The organism is Protaetiibacter sp. SSC-01 (assembly GCF_014483895.1).
In the GTDB taxonomy this organism is placed as follows: Bacteria; Actinomycetota; Actinomycetes; order Actinomycetales; family Microbacteriaceae; genus Homoserinibacter.
Window position 1 is genome coordinate 1526761 of record NZ_CP059987.1, and the last position, 17164, is coordinate 1543924.

The following is a 17164-nucleotide window of genomic DNA, read 5'->3' on the forward strand; positions in this document are numbered from 1 at the left end:
TCGCCGGCCGTCGCATCCGCTCAGCGGACATGGCCGACCGACTCCATCTGCCGCAGCTCCTTCTTGAGCTCCGACAGCTCGTCGCGCAGTCGAGCCGCGAGCTCGAACTTGAGCTCACCCGCCGCCTGGAGCATCTGCTCGTTGAGGTCGGCGATGAGCGTCTCGAGCTCGGCCGCACCGGATGCGCCCACGCCCTCGCGGCGCAGGTTCGGTGTGGGCGAGCGGCGCTTCGAGCCGTCCTGGCCGCGGCGACCGGCGAGGAGCTTCGCCGTGTCTGCCTCCTCGCGCGCGAGCACGTCGGTGATGTCGGCGATGCGCTTGCGGAGCGGCTGCGGATCGATGCCGTGCTCGACGTTGTAGGCGATCTGCTTCTCGCGGCGGCGGTTCGTCTCGTCGATCGCGAACTTCATCGAGTCGGTGAGCTGATCGGCGTACATGTGCACCTCGCCCGAGACGTTGCGGGCCGCGCGGCCGATCGTCTGGATGAGCGACGTCGAGCTGCGCAGGAAGCCCTCCTTGTCGGCGTCGAGGATCGCCACGAGCGACACCTCGGGCAGGTCGAGGCCCTCGCGCAGCAGGTTGATGCCGACGAGCACGTCGTAGACGCCCGCGCGCAGCTCGGTGAGCAGCTCGACGCGGCGGAGCGTGTCGACATCCGAGTGGAGGTAGCGCACGCGCACGCCCGCCTCGGTGAAGTAGTCGGTGAGCTCCTCCGCCATCTTCTTCGTGAGCGTCGTGACGAGCACACGCTCGTCGCGCTCGGTGCGCACGCGGATCTCGTCGAGCAGGTCGTCGATCTGCCCCTTCGAGGGCTTGACGACGATCTGCGGGTCGACGAGGCCCGTCGGGCGGATGATCTGCTCGACGACTCCGTCGCCCATCGAGAGCTCGTAGCGGCCGGGCGTGGCGGAGAGGTAGACCTTCTGACCGACGCGATCGAGGAACTCCTCCCAGCGCAGCGGCCGGTTGTCGAGCGCGCTCGGAAGGCGGAAGCCGTGCTCGACGAGCGTGCGCTTGCGGCTCGCGTCGCCCTCGTACATCGCCCCGATCTGGGGCACCGTGACGTGCGACTCGTCGATGACGACGAGGAAGTCGTCGGGGAAGTAGTCGAGCAGGGTGTTCGGCGGCTCCCCCGGCCTGCGGCCGTCGATGTGCCGCGAGTAGTTCTCGATGCCGTTGCAGAAGCCGATCTGCTCCATCATCTCGAGGTCGAAGCCCGTGCGCATGCGGAGGCGCTGCGCCTCGAGCAGCTTGCCCTGCTTCTCGAGCTCGGCGAGGCGCTCGGCGAGCTCCTCCTTGATCGTGCGGATGGCGCGGTGCATCGACTCGGGGCTCGCGGCGTAGTGCGTGGCCGGGAAGATCGAGACGGCCTCCATTTTCTTCATGACCTCGCCCGTGAGCGGGTGAAGGGCGTAGAGCGCCTCGATCTCGTCGCCGAACATCTCGATGCGCACGGCGAGCTCCTCGTAGACGGGGATGATCTCGATCGTGTCGCCGCGCACGCGGAATTTGCCGCGCGAGAAGTCGACGTCGTTGCGCTCGTACTGCATGTTGATGAACGAGCGGACGAGTTTGTCGCGCGAGATGCGGTCGCCCACCTGGAGCGCGACCATCGCGCCCAGATACTCCTCCGCGGCGCCGAGGCCGTAGATGCACGAGACCGTCGAGACGACGACGACGTCGCGGCGGCTCAGGAGCGAGTTGGTCGTGGAGTGGCGCAGACGCTCGACCTCGGCGTTGATCGAGGAGTCCTTCTCGATGAAGGTGTCGGTCTGCGGGACGTACGCCTCGGGCTGGTAGTAGTCGTAGTAGCTGACGAAGTACTCGACGGCGTTGTTCGGCATGAGCTCGCGGAACTCGTTCGCGAGCTGGGCCGCGAGCGTCTTGTTGTGCGCGAGCACGAGCGTCGGGCGCTGCACCTGCTCGATGAGCCACGCCGTCGTCGCCGACTTGCCCGTGCCGGTGGCGCCGAGCAGCACGATGTCGCTCTCACCGGCCTGCACACGATGTGCGAGCTCGGCGATCGCGGCGGGCTGGTCGCCGCTCGGCTGGTACTCGGAGACCACCTCGAACGGACGCACGGAACGCGTCGGCTGCATGAGACCAGCCTAGGCACGGCCCCTGACAGTGCGCAGGGTCGCCCACACCTCGTCGACCTGGGCGAGCGTCTGCTCGAGGCTGTCGTTCGCATCCACGACGATGTCGGCAATCGCGAGGCGGGCGGACTCGGGAGCCTGGGCGGCGACGCGGCGCCGCGCCTCGGTCTCGTCGAGACCGCGCAGCTCGACGAGGCGCCGCACACGCGTCTGCTCGTCGGCGCTCACCGCGATGACGTGCTCGAATTCCTCGGCACGGCCCTCGCCCCGCTCGTTCACGAGGAGAGGGACGTCGTAGACGACCACGGCATCCGGATCGGCCGCCAGCGCCTCGGCGAAGAGGGCACGCGAGCGCTCCCCCACCGCCGGATGCGTGATGGCGTTGAGCTTCGCGCGTGCGGCCTCGTCGCCGAAGATGATCGCGCCGAGCGCCGCGCGGTCGAGGGAGCCGTCGGCCGCGATCACGTTCGGGCCGAACTCCCGCGCGATGGCCGCGAGCCCCGGGGTGCCGGGCTCGACGACCTCGCGCGCGATGACATCCGCATCGACGACGACGGCCCCGAGCTCCGCGAGGCGTCGTGCGACCGTCGACTTGCCGGAGGCGATGCCTCCCGTGAGCGCCACGAGCATGTCTCCATCGTGGCAGGTGGGTGATGCCCAACGCTGCAGCACCTGCCTTCCCGCGGCAGCTATGACTGCAGCGCTCGGGCAAGGGCTGCCGCGTTTGAGCACACCCCACCCGTAGCATGGCGGCATGCTGGAGCTGCTGACCGGAGCGGGGCTCGCGGCCGCCGCGGGGCTCAACGCCTACATCCCCCTGCTCGTCATGGGGCTCGCGGCGCGATTCGACTGGATCGTCCTCCCGGGCGGCTGGACGTGGCTCTCCAACGAGTGGGTGCTCGTCATCATCGGCGTGCTGCTCGTCGTCGAGATCGTCGCCGACAAGGTGCCCGCGGTCGACAGCGTCAACGACTGGATCCAGACCGTCGTGCGCCCGGCATCCGGCGGCATCGTCTTCGCAGGCGGCATCGGCACCGAGACCGTCGCCGTCGAGGATCCCGAGAGCTTCTTCACCTCCGGCGCATGGATCCCGATCGCCATCGGCATCGGCCTCGCGCTGCTCGTGCACCTCGGGAAGATGCTCGTGCGCCCCGTCGCGAACCTCGCAACGGCCGGTGTCGCGGCCCCCGTGCTGAGCACGGCCGAGGACGGCCTGAGCCTCGGCATGGTGCTGCTCGCCCTCGTCGCGCCGGTGCTCGTGCTCATCGGCCTCGTGCTCATGGTCGTGGGCTTCTTCCTGCTGCGCCGCAGCATCCGCCGCCGCCGTCGCGAGCGCGAGACCGCTGCCGCCTGAGGCCCGGGGCCCAGACGCCGGATGGCCGGCCCCCGAGGGGACCGGCCATCCGGTGAGAGCGGGTCAGCTCAGTTGTTGCTGCTGAGCTTCTCGCGAAGAGCCGCGAGCGACTCGTCGTCAGCGAGCGTGCCGCCGATCGAGCCCTCGGACGAGAACGAGTTGCCCGACGGGCGCGCCTCGAGCTCGGCCTCGGCCTCCTCGGCCGCGACGATCTGCTTCTTGTGGGCCTCCCAGCGAGCCTGGGCAGCCGCGTACTCGGCCTCCCACGCGTCGCGCTGGGCCTCGAAGCCCTCGAGCCACTCGCCCGAGGTCGGGTCGAAGCCCTCGGGGTACTTGTAGTTGCCCTGCTCGTCGTACTCCGTGACCATGCCGTAGAGCGCGGCGAGGCCCGAGTCGAACTCGTTGCTGTGCGGGTCGATGCCCTCGTTCGCCTGCTTGAGCGAGAGGGAGATGCGACGACGCTCGAGGTCGATGTCGATGACCTTGACGAACACCTCGTCGCCGACCGACACGACCTGCTCGGCGAGCTCGACGTGCTTGCCCGACAGCTCCGAGATGTGCACGAGGCCCTCGATGCCGTCCGCGACGCGCACGAAGGCACCGAACGGAACGAGCTTGGTGACCTTGCCCGGCGCGATCTGGCCGATCGCGTGGGTGCGAGCGAAGACCTGCCACGGGTCCTCCTGGGTCGCCTTGAGCGAGAGCGACACGCGCTCGCGGTCGAGGTCGACCTCGAGGATCTCGACGGTGACCTCCTGGCCCACCTCGACGACCTCGGACGCGTGCTCGATGTGCTTCCACGAGAGCTCCGAGACGTGCACGAGGCCGTCCACGCCGCCGAGGTCGACGAACGCGCCGAAGTTGACGATCGAGGACACGACGCCCTTGCGCACCTGGCCCTTCTGGAGGTTGTTGAGGAAGGTCGAGCGCGACTCCGACTGGGTCTGCTCGAGCAGCGCACGGCGGCTGAGGACGACGTTGTTGCGGTTCTTGTCGAGCTCGAGGATCTTCGCCTCGATCTCCTGGCCGAGGTACGGCGTGAGGTCGCGGACGCGGCGCAGCTCGATGAGCGAGGCCGGGAGGAAGCCGCGGAGGCCGATGTCGACGATGAGACCACCCTTGACGACCTCGATGACCTGGCCGGTCACGACGCCGTCGGACTCCTTGATCTTCTCGACGTCGCCCCAGGCGCGCTCGTACTGGGCGCGCTTCTTGGACAGGATGAGGCGACCCTCCTTGTCCTCCTTCTGGAGGACGAGAGCCTCGACGCTGTCGCCGACCGAGACGACCTCGGTCGGGTCCACGTCGTGCTTGATGGAGAGCTCGCGCGAGGGGATGACACCCTCGGTCTTGTAGCCGACGTCGAGGAGGACCTCGTCGCGGTCGATCTTGACGACGGTGCCTTCGATGAGGTCTCCGTCGTTGAAGAACTTGAGGGTCAGTTCGACCGCGGCCAGGAAGTCTTCAGCAGATCCGATGTCGTTGATGGCGACCTGCTTGGTAGCCGAGGCGGTCGTTGCGGTAGTCATGTAGTGGGTGCTCCGGAGGATGGACATGTCGGGGCCCGAGAAGCGATGTTGCTCTGGATGCTCCGCGGGCACGCGGATAGGGACGTCACGAAAGTGACTCTCCAGACTACCGCACTCCCCCGCGTTCTGCGACGATCCGCCGGATCGCGTCTCCCACCGACGCGTGTCGGAACGCGTAGCCGGCGTCGAGCAGCCGCTCGGGCGCGACCCAGCGGCTCTTGAGCAGCAGCTCGGTCTCGGTGCGGATGAGCCACGCGCCCACCTCGAGGACGGGACGCGGCGCGGGCAGCCCGATCGGCATCCGGACGGCGCGGCGGATCGCGCGCATGAGCTCGACGTTGGTGACCGCTTCGGGTGCCGAGAGGTTGACGACCCCCGCGAGCTCGGCGCGGGTCTCGATGAGGTCGAGCGCTCCCGCGACGTCGTCGAGGTGGATCCAGCTGAAGCGCTGGGCGCCCCACCGGGCGCGGAATTCGTGCTGCGTGCCGGACTCCCGCCGCGCGCGGGTCGCGAACCACGGCGTGTCCCACTGCGGGCCGCCGAGCCCGAAGCGCGCGAGGCGCAGCAGCGGCACGAGCGCGCTGCCGTCGCCGAGCACGATCGCCGTACGGATGGCGGTGCGGCGTGTCTGCGGAGTCTCCGCGGCGAAGAACGCCTCCTCCCACGCCTGGGCCACCGAGACCGAGAAGCCCTCGCCCAGCTCTCCGGTCGCCTCCGTCTGCGGGCGGTCCTCGGCGTGCCGGTAGATGGTCGCGGTGGACGAGTTGATCCACACGGGCGGCGGCGTCGCGCTCATCGCGACCGCATAACCCAGCTCCGCCGTCGTCTCGACGCGCGAGCGCAGGATCTCCGCCCGGTTCTCCGGGCCGTAGCGGCAGTTGACGCTCTTCCCGGCGAGGTTCACGAGCAGGGCGCTGCCGTCGAGCACGCGACGGATGCCGTCGGTGTCGCCCCAGCGCGCATCCGCCGCGCCTCGGCCGATCGTGCGCACCTCGCGGCCCGCGGCGCGCCAGCGATCGACGAGGAACGAGCCCATGAAGCCGGATGCGCCCGCGACGACGACGGGACCGCCCGGCGGCGCGGTGCTCACTCGAAGCCCCGGTGCGCGTCCTCGACGCGGTACGCGAAGGCGCCGGCGAACTCGTAGAGACGGCCGACGAGAGGGAGGTCGAGGGTGAGCGAGACGTGCTGGCGACCGTCGGCGAGCGTGCGCTCGTGCACCGTGATGCGCGGCGACCAGGCGGCGGGGAGCGAGAAGCGCAGCCCCAGCATCCGGACGCCCACGCGACGCGACACGATGCGCAGGCCGCCCTCCTCGGGCTCCACGTGCAGCTCGGCCACGACGCGCTCGCCTGCGCCGAGCCGCTCACGGAGCCCGCGACGTGTCCAGAGGATGCGGTCGGTCATCGTGCGGTCGCCTCCCGCGAAGCGGAAGCGTCGCACCGAGACGAGGCCGTGCGGCGTCGGCACGTTCACGATCGTGAACGGCACGTTCGTCTCCCACACGGGCCACGCGATGTTCCACCGGCCGAGCAGAGCGAGCACCGGCCACAGCACGCGGCGCGGCGAGCCGACGACCGTGAAGACGCCCTCGCCGATGCCGTGAGCGCCGAACGGCACGCCGCCGAAGTACGCCCGCAGCGCCGGCGACAGCTCCTCCACGCGGTCCCCGAGGGCTGCCGCCCAGGGTGCGCCCGCGTGGCGCTGCCGCGTCACGATGCGAGGGCGCGACGGAGGGTGTCGAGTCCGACGCCGCCCAGGTCGAGGGCGTTCTTGTGGAAATCGCGGAACGAGAACGCGGCGCCCTCGCGTCGCTGCGCCTCGTCGCGGATCTGCTCCCAGATGCGCTGACCCACCTTGTACGACGGCGCCTGGCCCGGCCAGCCGAGATAGCGGTTGACCTCGAAACGCACGAACGCGTCGTCCATGTTGACGTTGCGGCGCATGAACTCGAGCGCGAAGTCCGCGTCCCACACGCCGTCGGTCGGCAGGCCGTCGAGACCCTTCACGCGCGGCTTCGGCTTGCCGAGGTGCACGCCGATGTCGAGCACGACGCGGGCCGCGCGCATCCGCTGCCCGTCGAGCATGCCGAGGCGGTCGGCCGGGTCGTCGAGGTAGCCGAGCTCCTCCATGAGGCGTTCGGCGTAGAGGGCCCAGCCTTCGGCGTGGCCGCTCGTTCCGGCGAGCTGCCGACGCCAGGTGTTGAGCTGGGCGCGGTTGTAGACGGCCTGGCCGATCTGCAGGTGGTGCCCCGGCACGCCCTCGTGGAAGACGGTCGTCTTCTCGCGCCAGGTGTCGAACTCGGTGACGCCCTCGGGCACGCTCCACCACATCCGTCCCGGTCGCGAGAAGTCGTCGGACGGCCCGGTGTAGTAGATGCCGCCCTCCTGCGTCGGCGCGATCATGCACTCGAGCGCGCGCACGGGCTCGGGGATGTCGAAGTGGCTGCGGCCGAGCTCGTCCACGACGCGATCGCTCAGCTCCTGCATCCACGCCTTGAGTGCGTCGGTGCCGTGGAGCTTGCGGCTCGGGTCGGCCTCGAGGTGGGCCACGGCCTCCTCGACGGTCGCGCCGGGCAGCACCTCGTGCGCGACGCGCGTCTGCTCCTCGATCATGCGCTCGAGCTCGGCGATGCCCCACTCGTACGTCTCGTCGAGGTCGATCTCGGCGCCGAGGAAGTAGCGCGAGCGCAGCACATAGTGCTCGCGGCCGACGCCGTCCTGATCGGAGGCGGCGGGCAGCAGCTCGCGCTCGAGGAAGTCGCCGAGCTCGCGGTAGGCGGCCGCGGCGACCTCCGCGTTCGTTGCGAGATCGGAGCGGAGGCTCCCGGGCAGCTCGCCCGACTCGGGGGCGGCACCGCCCGCGAAGTCCGCGAAGAAGCCGTCGGGCCGGCCGTTGCGGCGCGCCTGCTCGGCGACCTCGCGCACCTGACGCTTGGCGGGGACGACGCCCTCGGCGATGCCGGCGCGCAACGTTTCGATGTAGCCCGACACAGCCCCCGGCAGATTGCCGAGCCGCTGGGCGATCGTCGCCCAGTCGTCGACGGATGCCGTGGGCATGAGATCGAAGGTGTCGCGGATCTCCTGCGCGGGCGAGGCGATGACGTTGAGGTCGCGGAGGTGCAGCTTCGCCTCGTGCGCCGCAAGCGAGAGCTTCGACTCGCCCAGCAGGTCGGCCTTCGTGACCTCGTCGACCGCGTCGACGGGCTCGGCGGCCTCGAGGCGGCGCACCATGTCGCGCGTCGCGTCGGCGAGACGGTCGTGGCCCGCGGGCGTGAGGTCGGCGTACTCCCCCGTTCGACCGGGCGCGCCGATGTAGATCGCGACGTCGGGCACGAGGTCGATGAGGGTCGTGACCCACTCCTCGGCGATGGCGTCGATGGGCGTGGTGGGGCGCTCGGTCGTCATGCGTTCCACCCTACGGGCGAGCGCCGACCGCGGTCAGGATCTGGGTCCTGTCGCGCGCGCGGCTGGCCGCTACTCCTGGCCGCTACTCCTGGTCGAGATCGCGTTCGAGCATCGCGACGAGCTCGTCGAGCGTCGCGGTGTCGTCGCTCGCGAGGGTGACCCGCTCGCCGTGGTCGATGCCGAGCGACAACACGCCCAGGATGCTCGCCGCGTTCACCGTGCGACCGGATGCCGCGGTGAGCGTGACGGGGGCGGGTGCCTTCGCGGCGGCCTGCGAGAAGAGCGCCGCGGGGCGCGCGTGCAGGCCGACGCTCGAGGCGACGACGACTGTCCGTTCCGGCATCAGCTCTCCCTCTCGGCTCCATCGCCCGCGCGGCGGTTCGCGGATGCGTTCCGTCTAGTGTGCTGCAGCGTCCCAGTTCGGGCCAGTCCCCACCTGGACCTCGAGCGGCACCGAGAGCTCTGCGGCGCCCGCCATGCCCGTCGTGACGATGGCCCGCATCCGCTCGAGCTCGCCCGGTGCGACCTCGAACACGAGCTCGTCGTGCACCTGCAGGAGCATGCGCGAGTCGAGCTGCTGGGCGCGGATCTCGGCGTCGATCGCGAGCATGGCGCGCTTGATGATGTCGGCCGCGGAACCCTGGATGGGCGAGTTGAGCGCCTGACGCTCGGCGTTCTCGCGCAGCACCCGGTTCGTCGAGCTGAGGTCGGAGAACGGCCGGCGACGGCCGAAGATCGTGGTCGTGTAGCCGTCGATACGCGCCTGCTCGACGACGCCGCGCAGGTAGTCGCGTACGGCTCCGAAGCGCGCGAAGTAGTCGGCCATGAGCTCCTTGGCCTCGGACACCTCGATGCGCAGCTGCTTGCTGAGGCCGAAGGCCGAGAGGCCGTAGGCGAGGCCGTACGACATCGCCTTGACCTTGGTGCGCATGACGGGCGTGACGTCCGCGGGGGCGACGCCGAAGATGCGCGCGCCGACGAAGCGGTGCAGGTCCTCGCCGGAGCGGAAGGCCTCGATGAGTCCGGCGTCCTCGGAGAGGTGCGCCATGATCCGCATCTCGATCTGCGAGTAGTCGGCCGTGAGCAGCGTCTCGAAGCCCTCGCCCGCGAGGAACGCCGAGCGCACCTCGCGCCCGACCTCGGTCTTGATGGGGATGTTCTGCAGGTTCGGGTCGTTCGACGAGATGCGGCCCGTGGCCGATCCGGTCTGCTCGTACGTCGTGTGGATGCGATTGTCGGCGCCGACCGCGGTCTGGAGCGTCTCGACGATCTGGCGGATCTTCGTGGCGTCGCGGTGCTGCAGCAGGAGCGCCAGGAACGGATGCGGGTGCTGCTCCTGCAGGTCGGCCAGCGCCTGCGCGTCGGTCGAGTAGCCGGTCTTGTTGGAGCGCGTCTTCGGCATGCCGAGCTGGTCGAATAGCACTTCCTGCAGCTGCTTGGGCGAGCCGAGGTTGACCTCGCGACCGATCTCGGCGTAGGCGCGCTGCGCGATGTCGGCGGCCTGCGCACCGAGGCGCGAGTTGAGCTCGCCGAGCACGTCGGCCGACACCGTGACACCCTGCAGCTCCATGCGCGCGAGCACGGGAACGAGCGGCACCTCGATGTCGCGTTCGACCGAGAGCGAGCCGGCGTCGAGGCGGGCGTCGAGCTCTGCCTGCAGGCGAACGAGGAACCAGGCCTCGGTGGCGGGGCTCAGCGCCTCCGTCTCGGGCACGAGCTGGCTCGGGTCGGGCTCGGGGAGCGTCTCGCCGAGGTAGTAGTACACGAGGCCGCCGAGGCTGTCTGCCTTGGTCGACGGGCGGAGCAGCCAAGCGGCGAGGGCCGTGTCGCCCGCGACCCCGCCGAGCTCCAGACCGGCCGCGTGGAGGGTCTTGAGCTGGCGCTTGGCGTCGTGCAGGTACTTGGGGGCGTCGGATGCGAGCCACTTCTCGAGCGCGACGTAGTCGGGGCGGCCGGGCGCCCACGGCACCCACGCCGTCTCGGTCAGGCTCGCGATGCCGAAACCCTCGACCTGGCCGTTGAGCGTCGCGATGCGAAGGCCGAGCGGCCCGGCGCCGCCCTGCGACTGCGTCTCGAGCCACTTCGCGAGCTCTTCGTCGATCATCGTGCGCACGACGGGTGCGACGACCGCGTGCGGCGCGTCGGCATCCGGCTCGACGATCCCCGCATCCGCGGCTGCGCCCTCGATCTTGAAGACGCGGTCGAGGAGCGTGCGGAACTGCAGGCGGTCGAACACGGCGCGCACGGCCGTCGGGTCGATGGGCTGACGCTCGAGGTCGGCGGGGCCGAGCGGCAGCTCGACGTCGCGCACGAGGCGGTTGAGCTTGCGGTTGCGCACGACGCGGTCCTGCTGGTCGCGCAGGTTCTGGCCCACGACGCCCTTGATCTCGTCGGCGTGCGCGAGCAGCTGCTCGACGGTGCCGTACTGCTGGATCCACTTGACGGCGGTCTTCTCGCCGACCTTGTCGACGCCGGGCAGGTTGTCGCTCGTCTCCCCGACGAGGGCGGCGATCTCGGGGTACTGCTCGGGACGGATGCCGTAGCGCTCGATCACCGCGTCGGTGTCGTAGGTCTTGAGCTCCGAGACGCCCCGCACGTTCGGGTAGAGAAGCGTGATGTCGTCGTCGACGAGCTGGATCGTGTCGCGGTCGCCCGACACCACGAGCACTCGGTAGCCCTGCTCCTTGCCGCGCGTCGCGAGCGTGGCGAGGATGTCATCCGCCTCGAAGTCCTCCTTCGAGAGCGTGCGGATGTTCATCGCCTTGAGCGCCTCCTCGAGGAGCGGCACCTGGCCGACGAACTCGGGCGGTGTCTCGCCGCGCGTGCCCTTGTACTCCGCGTACTCGCGCGTGCGGAACGAGTAGCGCGAGATGTCGAACGCGACCGCGAGGTGCGTGGGCTTCTGGGCCTGCAGCAGGTTGAGCAGCATCGAGATGAACCCGTGGATGGCGTTGGTGTGCTGACCGTCGCGCGTCACGAAGCTGTCGACCGGGAGCGCGTAGAACGCCCGGAACGCCAGCGAATGGCCGTCGATGAGCAGGAGCGTAGGCTTTTCTTCCGGCACGGGGCCAGCCTATCCGGAGGGCCCGACACCCCACCGACCCGAACCGATGGAGCGCTCATGGTCATCCTCCCGCCCGACCTCGACCCCGAGCTCGTCGCCCGCATCGGCGACTCCGGCGGCGGGGAGCTCGCCCGCAAGATGGGCATCGAGTTCCTCGAGCTCTCGGCGTCGCACTCGCTGGCGCGGATGCCGGTCGACGGCAACCGTCAGGTGGTCGGTCTCCTGCACGGCGGCGCGCACGTCGTGCTCGGTGAGTCGCTCGGCTCCATCTCGTCTGCGATTCACGCGGGCCCCGGCCGCTATGCCGTCGGCATCGAGATCAACGCGACCCACAGCCGCTCGATCACGGAGGGCTGGGTGACCGGCACGTGCACGGCGCTCGTGCTCGGACGCACGCTCTGCACGCACGAGATCGTCATGACCGACGAGGAGGGTCGTCGGCTGTCGACGGTGCGGATGACGAACTACCTCAAGGACCGGTGAGCGCCGCGGATGACGAATTACCTCAAGGACCGCTGAGCGCCGCGGATCGCCGCCCTACCGCTGGTTGAGTAGCCGCGAAGCGGCGTATCGAAACCCGACGGACGCCTGACGCCCACCGAGATCTCGACACGCGTCGCGCTGTCGCGCGGCGCTACTCGATCTGAGCGCTCCGGGCTCAGGCCGCGCGCGGCCGTGAGCCCTGCGCGCTCACTTCTTCGGCGCGAGCTGGTCGATGATCGCCTGCGCGACGTCGTGCATGGTGAGGCGGCGGTCCATCGACGCCTTCTGGATCCAGCGGAACGCCTCCGGCTCGCTGAGCCCCATCTTCTCGTTGAGCAGGCCCTTCGCGCGGTCGACGAGCTTGCGGGTCTCGAAGCGCTCGACCATGTCGGCGACCTCGGCCTCGAGCGTCACGATCTGCTGGTAGCGGCTGAGCGCGATCTCGATCGCCGGCAGCAGGTCGTTCGGGGTGAACGGCTTGACGACATAGGCGAGGGCGCCGGCCTCCGACGCGCGCTCCACGAGCTCCTTCTGGCTGAACGCGGTCAGCAGCACGACAGGCGCGATGTGGTTCTTGGTGAGGCGCTCGGCAGCCGAGATGCCGTCGAGCTGCGGCATCTTCACGTCCATGACGACGAGGTCGGGCCGAAGCTCCGTGGCGAGGGCCACGGCGGTCTCGCCGTCACCGGCCTCCCCCACGACGTCGAATCCGTTGTCGCGCAGGATCTCCACGATGTCGAGCCGGATGAGGGACTCATCCTCGGCGACGACGACACGGCGGGGGGCCTGGGGGGTTGCGTCGGTCTCACTCACCCTTGAATCCTACGGTAACGTCGGGATGCCGCGAGGTCCGGATGCGGGCGTCGCACGCACCGGCCGGTGTGGCGGAATGGCAGACGCGACCGACTCAAAATCGGTTGTCCGTGAGGACGTGTGGGTTCGACCCCCACCACCGGCACCGTCGTCCGGCGTGTCAGGCAGAGTGGACGCATGCGGCTCGTCCTCCTCTCCGACACCCACCTCCCCGTGCGCGCCAAACGGCTGCCCGACCAGCTGTGGGCAGCGATCGAGGCAGCCGACGTCGTGTTCCACGCGGGCGACTGGGTCGGGCTGGAGCTGCTCGACGAGCTCGAGGCGCGATCGCGTCGGCTCATCGCGTGCTGGGGCAACAACGACGGGAACGAGCTGCGGGCGCGCCTGCCGGAGGTCGCCCGCGTGACGCTCGACGACGTCCGCTTCGCCGTCGTGCACGAGACGGGTCAGGCGGCGGGTCGCGAGCGGCGCATGGACGCCGAGTACCCGGACGTCGACGTGCTCGTGTTCGGGCACAGCCACATCCCGTGGCACACGACCACGCCCCGCGGTATGCGGTTGCTGAACCCGGGATCGCCCACGGATCGGCGGCGGCAGCCGCACGGCACGTACATGACGGCCTCGATCGCATCCGGGGCGCTCCGAGACCTCGAGCTGCATGCGGTGCCACCTCGCGTCGGCTCCTAGAGCCACGACGCCTTTCGTCCTCTCCCGTCACCTCGCCGCTCCACCCGCGACCGGCTGTTGCTCGCTGGTTGAGTAGCACCGCAGGCGCGTGTCGAAACCAGCCCCGTGGTGACGCGGTGCGTCGGGGTGGTTTCGACACGCCCGCTCGCGCGGGCTACTCAACCACCGGGGCGGGGCCGTGCCGCGACGGGCTCCGTCACCGACGGGGCGAGCGCACCACCCCGCGCACAGCCACGCCGGCGAGCACTCCCAGGAACACCCAGGGGCCCGCGACGAGCAGAGGATCGAGCCACGCGTGCTTCACATCCGCGCGGTTGCGGCCTAAGCGCGAGCTCAGGCCGCCGCGACGACCCTCGGTCAGCACCCCGGTCTGCGTCACGGGATTGTCGGGATGCTTCGTCGCGAGCGAGCGCACGTGACTGCCGAACGCATCCACCCGATCGCCCGCGACGAGCAGCAGCCAGTGCGCGGCCCTCGGAAGCCGCCGCGCCGTCGGAGAAGTTGATGTACTCGTAGTGCACGTCCTGGTTCTCCTTCGCCTGCGGGAAGTTGCTCGGCACGGGCAGATCCTCGACGCCCTCGGCACGCAGCTCGGCCGCGGCCGCGATCCACTGGCTCTGGTGCATCGTGTCGCGCGCGATGAGGAAGCCGAGCAGGTCCCGCACGCCCCGCGTCGTCGGTCATGTGGTAAAGCCGCGCCGCCTGCAGGCGCCCCTGCATCTCGCCGTTCGCGTTCGCGGTGAAGTCGGCGAGCAGGTTGCCGCTCGCGGTGATGTACGAGCCGCTCCACGGGTTGCCGTTGCTGTCGACGGGGCGGGCGCCGGCGCCCGCGACGATCGCGTGCTGCACATTCATACCCCCGACGACCGCGGCTACGACCGGGTCGTCCCGCACGGCATCCTCGACTCCTCGGTCTCCACCCGCCGGGAAGCCCCGCTCGGGGCCGGATGTCCTCACAACGCTAAGAACCATCGACAGGATGCGTGAGGGTGTTGATTCCGGATGCCGTGAGTGCTACCGCGCGCGCGATTCGCTCCCGAGGTGGCCCGCTTCCCCCGATGGAACCGTACGGCCCCCTCTCCGCTAGTCTCCGAGTGAGGCTGCTGTTTCGGATCCAGCCCTGTCGAGGGAGCAACGTGGACCCATCTGAACTCGCAACCCACCCGGATGAACTGCGTCGGCTCGAGGAGTGCGCACGCGAGCCCATCCGCACACCCGGCATGATCCAGGCGCACGGGACGCTGTTCGCGGTCGACCCCGAGAACGGCGAGATCGTCGTCGTGAGCGATGACGTCGCCGAGTGGCTCGGGCACGACATCGACGAGCTCGGGGTGCCGGAGCTCTCCCGCGCGGCGCGCAGAGCCGAGGCGCTCGACCCCGTCCGCCTCACTTGGCGCGGCGAGCCCGCCGACGCGATCGTGCACCGCGCCGGTGGGCTCAGCATCCTCGAAATCGAGCCGATGCCGTCGGGCGAGGAGTACGCGCGCGTGCCGGTCGTCACAGCCATCCAGAAGCTCGCGAACGCGACATCTGTGGCGGAGCTGCGGGATATCGTGGTGGCCGAGCTGCGCCGGATCACAGGCTTCGACCGCGTCATGATGTACGAGTTCCAGCACGACGGTCACGGCATCGTCGTCGCAGAGGATCATCACCCCGAACTCGAGTCGTACCTCGGGCTGCACTTCCCGGCGTCGGACATCCCCACGCAGGCCCGCGCCCTCTACCTCTCGAAACTCGGGAGGGCGATCGCCGGCACCGAGGCGGCGCCGCGGCCGCTGCTCTCCACCCGCCTCGATCCCGCCTCGATCGACCTCTCGGGCGCCGAGCTGCGCGCCGTGTCGCCGTACCACATCCAGTACATGCGGAACATGGGCCAGGCGTCCACCTTCTCGCTGTCGCTCGTCGACCACGGTCGTCTTGTCGGCATGATCACGTGCGCCCATCGAACGGAGCGCCGCATCCCCGTGCTGCTGCGCCGTTCGCTCGAGGTGCTCGCGGGACAGCTCTCGCTCCAGGCGGCGTCGATGCGGGAGATCGAGCGTCTACGCCACACCGTCGAGATCAGCGAACGTCGTGCGGCGCTGCTGGCCCCCCTCTTCGCCTCCGACGACGTCACGGCGGCGCTGTTCCAGGGTCGCGAGACGATCCTCGACCTCGTGCCCGCCGACGGCGTCGTCGCCCGAATCGGAACATCCTGGCGCGTCGCGGGGGTCGTGCCGCCGCTGGCCCCCATCGCCGGCATCGTCGAGCGGCTCGGCGACACGCCGATCGCGACCGACGCGCTCGAGCGCGACCGACCCGATATCGCGGCGCTCATGCCGGGGGTAGCGGGACTGCTCGCCGTCCCGCTCGCACAGAACGAGGGTGCGCTGCTGTTCTTCCGCGGCGAGGTGGCACAGAGCATCACCTGGCTCGGCGATCCCGGTCCCGACAACCGTCCGAGCGGCCTCTCCCCGCGCGCGTCGTTCGCCCTGTGGAAGCAGCAGGTGCGCGGCCGCTCGGAGCCGTGGGGGGATGTCGCGGCCGAGGCGGTCGAGCTCGCCCACGACCTCGACCACGCCCTCAGCCGCCGGGCCGAGTCCCGGCTCGCGGAGCTCGCGATGCGCGACGCCCTCACGGGCCTTCACAACCGTCGTTACCTCGTCGACCGTCTCGCGACGCGCGGTCCGGTCGGCCCCGACGGCAAGGCGCTGCTCTTCGTCGACCTCGACGACTTCAAGGGCGTCAACGACCGGTACGGCCACGAGACGGGAGACGCGGTCATCCTCGAGGTCGCACGGCGACTCCGGGCCAACTCGCGCGACCGCGACGACGTCGTGCGGCTCGGCGGCGACGAGTTCGTCGTGCTCATGGACGGCGTCACGGGCACCGATGTGCACGCGATCGCGGAGCGCCTCGTGGAGGCCGTCGCCGAGCCCATCGTCACCTCGTCGGGCGTCCTCCAGATCACCGCGTCGTGTGGCGTCGTCGTCGCCGAACCCGGAACACCGCGCACGGGCCTGCTCGAGGCTGCGGATGCGGCGATGTACCGCGCGAAGCGCGCGGGCCGCAACCGCATCGCGAGCTGAGCGGTCGCCCGGCGGCCCCTAGGGCTGCGCTGCGGGCTCGGGCGTGATGCGCATGCCGTTCGCCGAGTTGGCCGAGTCGATGAGCTCTTCGAGCCACGCGCGGTTGATGTCAGTGACGACGGAGCCGAACTTGAAGCGCAGCGTCGCGGCGCTGCTGAGCCACACGCGCTCGCGTGAGCCGTCGGGCTGGTCGATCGTGAGCGCGAAGCTCTCGTTGCGACGCAGCTTGGCCAGGATGACGTACTCGACGTGCGCGAGCGTGCGGTCGGGGAGCTCGAACGAGGCGGGCGGCGAGCCGTAATGCAGGTGTCCCATCACGGCGATCCTACGCGGGGTAGCCTGGTGAACGTGACGATCGTTAACCGCCTCACCGTAGATGGCCGCGACTACTTCCTGCCGGAGCCCGTGACGGAGCTCAAGCAGCAGATCCTGGCGGCCATCCAGGCCGGCGGCGGCTACGTGAACATCCCGCCGCTGCGCGGGGGCCCGGGCATCGACATCCTCTTCTCCCCCGGCATGCCCGTGACCTGGTCCCAGATCGACGTCGGCGGGGTCGACGGCAATGTCGTGACGGATGAGGCGCCCCCTTCCGCCGTCGACGACGACTTCGGCCTCTAGCACCGTCGGGGCGGCTTCCGCCCCCTCGACGTACGACGGCCGAGC

General features: G+C 70.1%; 16 protein-coding genes, 1 tRNA gene and 1 pseudogene. 6 read left to right on the plus strand and 12 right to left on the minus strand.

The window, feature by feature from the left end; translation table 11 throughout:
- Positions 1–20 precede the first annotated feature (20 nt).
- Positions 21–2099 carry an excinuclease ABC subunit UvrB gene (gene uvrB / locus H4J02_RS07245; protein ID WP_187673981.1) on the minus strand — a complete coding sequence of 693 codons (2079 nt, stop codon included), beginning with the start codon at positions 2097–2099 and terminating at the stop codon, positions 21–23.
- Positions 2100–2108: 9 nt separating this feature from the next.
- A complete protein-coding gene (gene coaE, locus H4J02_RS07250) occupies positions 2109–2726 on the minus strand; it encodes a dephospho-CoA kinase (RefSeq protein WP_187673982.1) in 618 nt (205 codons plus the stop codon).
- Between the two features lie 124 nt (positions 2727–2850).
- Here coaE and H4J02_RS07255 point away from each other — a divergent pair, with 124 nt between their 5' ends.
- The gene (locus H4J02_RS07255) at positions 2851–3450 is read left to right on the plus strand and encodes a DUF4126 domain-containing protein (protein ID WP_187673983.1); all 600 of its coding nucleotides are present in this window, start codon (positions 2851–2853) and stop codon (positions 3448–3450) included.
- A gap of 68 nt (positions 3451–3518) precedes the next feature.
- On the opposite strand, the gene rpsA is transcribed toward H4J02_RS07255, so the two are convergent.
- From rpsA to polA, 6 genes are all read right to left on the minus strand, one after another.
- Positions 3519–4979, minus strand: coding sequence for a 30S ribosomal protein S1 (rpsA, locus tag H4J02_RS07260; protein WP_187673984.1), 1461 nt, complete (start codon positions 4977–4979; stop codon positions 3519–3521).
- Between the two features lie 106 nt (positions 4980–5085).
- A complete protein-coding gene (locus tag H4J02_RS07265) occupies positions 5086–6069 on the minus strand; it encodes an epimerase (protein WP_397420122.1) in 984 nt (327 codons plus the stop codon).
- Positions 6066–6641: a DUF4166 domain-containing protein gene (locus H4J02_RS07270; RefSeq protein WP_187673985.1), complete on the minus strand. Its 576-nt coding sequence runs from the start codon at positions 6639–6641 to the stop codon at positions 6066–6068. The genes H4J02_RS07265 and H4J02_RS07270 overlap by 4 nt, the downstream gene beginning before the upstream one ends.
- Positions 6642–6691: 50 nt before the next feature.
- Positions 6692–8386 carry a DUF885 domain-containing protein gene (locus tag H4J02_RS07275; RefSeq protein WP_187673986.1) on the minus strand — a complete coding sequence of 565 codons (1695 nt, stop codon included), beginning with the start codon at positions 8384–8386 and terminating at the stop codon, positions 6692–6694.
- Positions 8387–8468: 82 nt separating this feature from the next.
- Entirely contained in the window at positions 8469–8729 is a 261-nt protein-coding gene (locus tag H4J02_RS07280) for an HPr family phosphocarrier protein (protein WP_187673987.1), read from the minus strand.
- 54 nt (positions 8730–8783) lie between these two features.
- Positions 8784–11450: a DNA polymerase I gene (gene polA, locus H4J02_RS07285; protein ID WP_222942149.1), complete on the minus strand. Its 2667-nt coding sequence runs from the start codon at positions 11448–11450 to the stop codon at positions 8784–8786.
- Positions 11451–11507: 57 nt separating this feature from the next.
- On the opposite strand from polA, the gene H4J02_RS07290 reads away from it, so the two are divergent.
- A complete protein-coding gene (locus H4J02_RS07290; protein WP_187673988.1) occupies positions 11508–11933 on the plus strand; it encodes a PaaI family thioesterase in 426 nt (141 codons plus the stop codon).
- Positions 11934–12140: 207 nt separating this feature from the next.
- Here H4J02_RS07290 and H4J02_RS07295 read toward each other — a convergent pair whose 3' ends face one another.
- Entirely contained in the window at positions 12141–12746 is a 606-nt protein-coding gene (locus H4J02_RS07295; RefSeq protein ID WP_187673989.1) for an ANTAR domain-containing response regulator, read from the minus strand.
- 62 nt (positions 12747–12808) lie between these two features.
- Here H4J02_RS07295 and H4J02_RS07300 point away from each other — a divergent pair.
- Both H4J02_RS07300 and H4J02_RS07305 read left to right on the plus strand, forming a co-directional pair.
- Positions 12809–12891 (plus strand) — tRNA-Leu (locus tag H4J02_RS07300).
- Positions 12892–12923: 32 nt separating this feature from the next.
- Positions 12924–13433, plus strand: a complete 510-nt coding sequence (locus tag H4J02_RS07305) for a metallophosphoesterase (protein WP_187673990.1) — start codon at positions 12924–12926, stop codon at positions 13431–13433.
- A gap of 196 nt (positions 13434–13629) precedes the next feature.
- Here the strand turns inward: H4J02_RS07305 and H4J02_RS07310 are convergent, their stop codons facing one another.
- Together H4J02_RS07310 and H4J02_RS07315 are read right to left on the minus strand one after the other, a co-directional pair.
- Positions 13630–13812, minus strand: a complete 183-nt coding sequence (locus tag H4J02_RS07310; protein ID WP_187676608.1) for a hypothetical protein — start codon at positions 13810–13812, stop codon at positions 13630–13632.
- A 91-nt stretch (positions 13813–13903) separates the two neighbouring features.
- Positions 13904–14336: pseudogene (locus tag H4J02_RS07315) on the minus strand (manganese catalase family protein); the annotation flags it as partial.
- Between the two features lie 233 nt (positions 14337–14569).
- On the opposite strand from H4J02_RS07315, the gene H4J02_RS07320 reads away from it, so the two are divergent.
- Entirely contained in the window at positions 14570–16501 is a 1932-nt protein-coding gene (locus tag H4J02_RS07320) for a sensor domain-containing diguanylate cyclase (protein WP_262405973.1), read from the plus strand.
- Positions 16502–16519: 18 nt separating this feature from the next.
- Here H4J02_RS07320 and H4J02_RS07325 read toward each other — a convergent pair whose 3' ends face one another.
- Positions 16520–16816: a hypothetical protein gene (locus tag H4J02_RS07325; RefSeq protein WP_187673992.1), complete on the minus strand. Its 297-nt coding sequence runs from the start codon at positions 16814–16816 to the stop codon at positions 16520–16522.
- 33 nt (positions 16817–16849) lie between these two features.
- Between H4J02_RS07325 and H4J02_RS07330 the strand changes: the two genes are divergently transcribed.
- Complete coding sequence (locus tag H4J02_RS07330; protein WP_262405974.1) at positions 16850–17119, plus strand: hypothetical protein; 270 nt, start codon at positions 16850–16852, stop codon at positions 17117–17119.
- Positions 17120–17164: the final 45 nt, after the last annotated feature.

Excerpts from the sequence above, each read along its gene's own strand:
- H4J02_RS07325 (WP_187673992.1), bottom strand. The coding sequence starts at position 16,816 with ATGGGACACCTGCATTACGGCTCGCCGCCCGCCTCGTTCGAGCTCCCC.
- rpsA (WP_187673984.1), bottom strand. The coding sequence starts at position 4,979 with ATGACTACCGCAACGACCGCCTCGGCTACCAAGCAGGTCGCCATCAAC.
- uvrB (WP_187673981.1), bottom strand. The coding sequence starts at position 2,099 with ATGCAGCCGACGCGTTCCGTGCGTCCGTTCGAGGTGGTCTCCGAGTAC.
- H4J02_RS07290 (WP_187673988.1), top strand. The coding sequence starts at position 11,508 with ATGGTCATCCTCCCGCCCGACCTCGACCCCGAGCTCGTCGCCCGCATC.
- H4J02_RS07280 (WP_187673987.1), bottom strand. The coding sequence starts at position 8,729 with ATGCCGGAACGGACAGTCGTCGTCGCCTCGAGCGTCGGCCTGCACGCG.
- H4J02_RS07275 (WP_187673986.1), bottom strand. The coding sequence starts at position 8,386 with ATGACGACCGAGCGCCCCACCACGCCCATCGACGCCATCGCCGAGGAG.
- coaE (WP_187673982.1), bottom strand. The coding sequence starts at position 2,726 with ATGCTCGTGGCGCTCACGGGAGGCATCGCCTCCGGCAAGTCGACGGTC.
- H4J02_RS07255 (WP_187673983.1), top strand. The coding sequence starts at position 2,851 with ATGCTGGAGCTGCTGACCGGAGCGGGGCTCGCGGCCGCCGCGGGGCTC.
- H4J02_RS07305 (WP_187673990.1), top strand. The coding sequence starts at position 12,924 with ATGCGGCTCGTCCTCCTCTCCGACACCCACCTCCCCGTGCGCGCCAAA.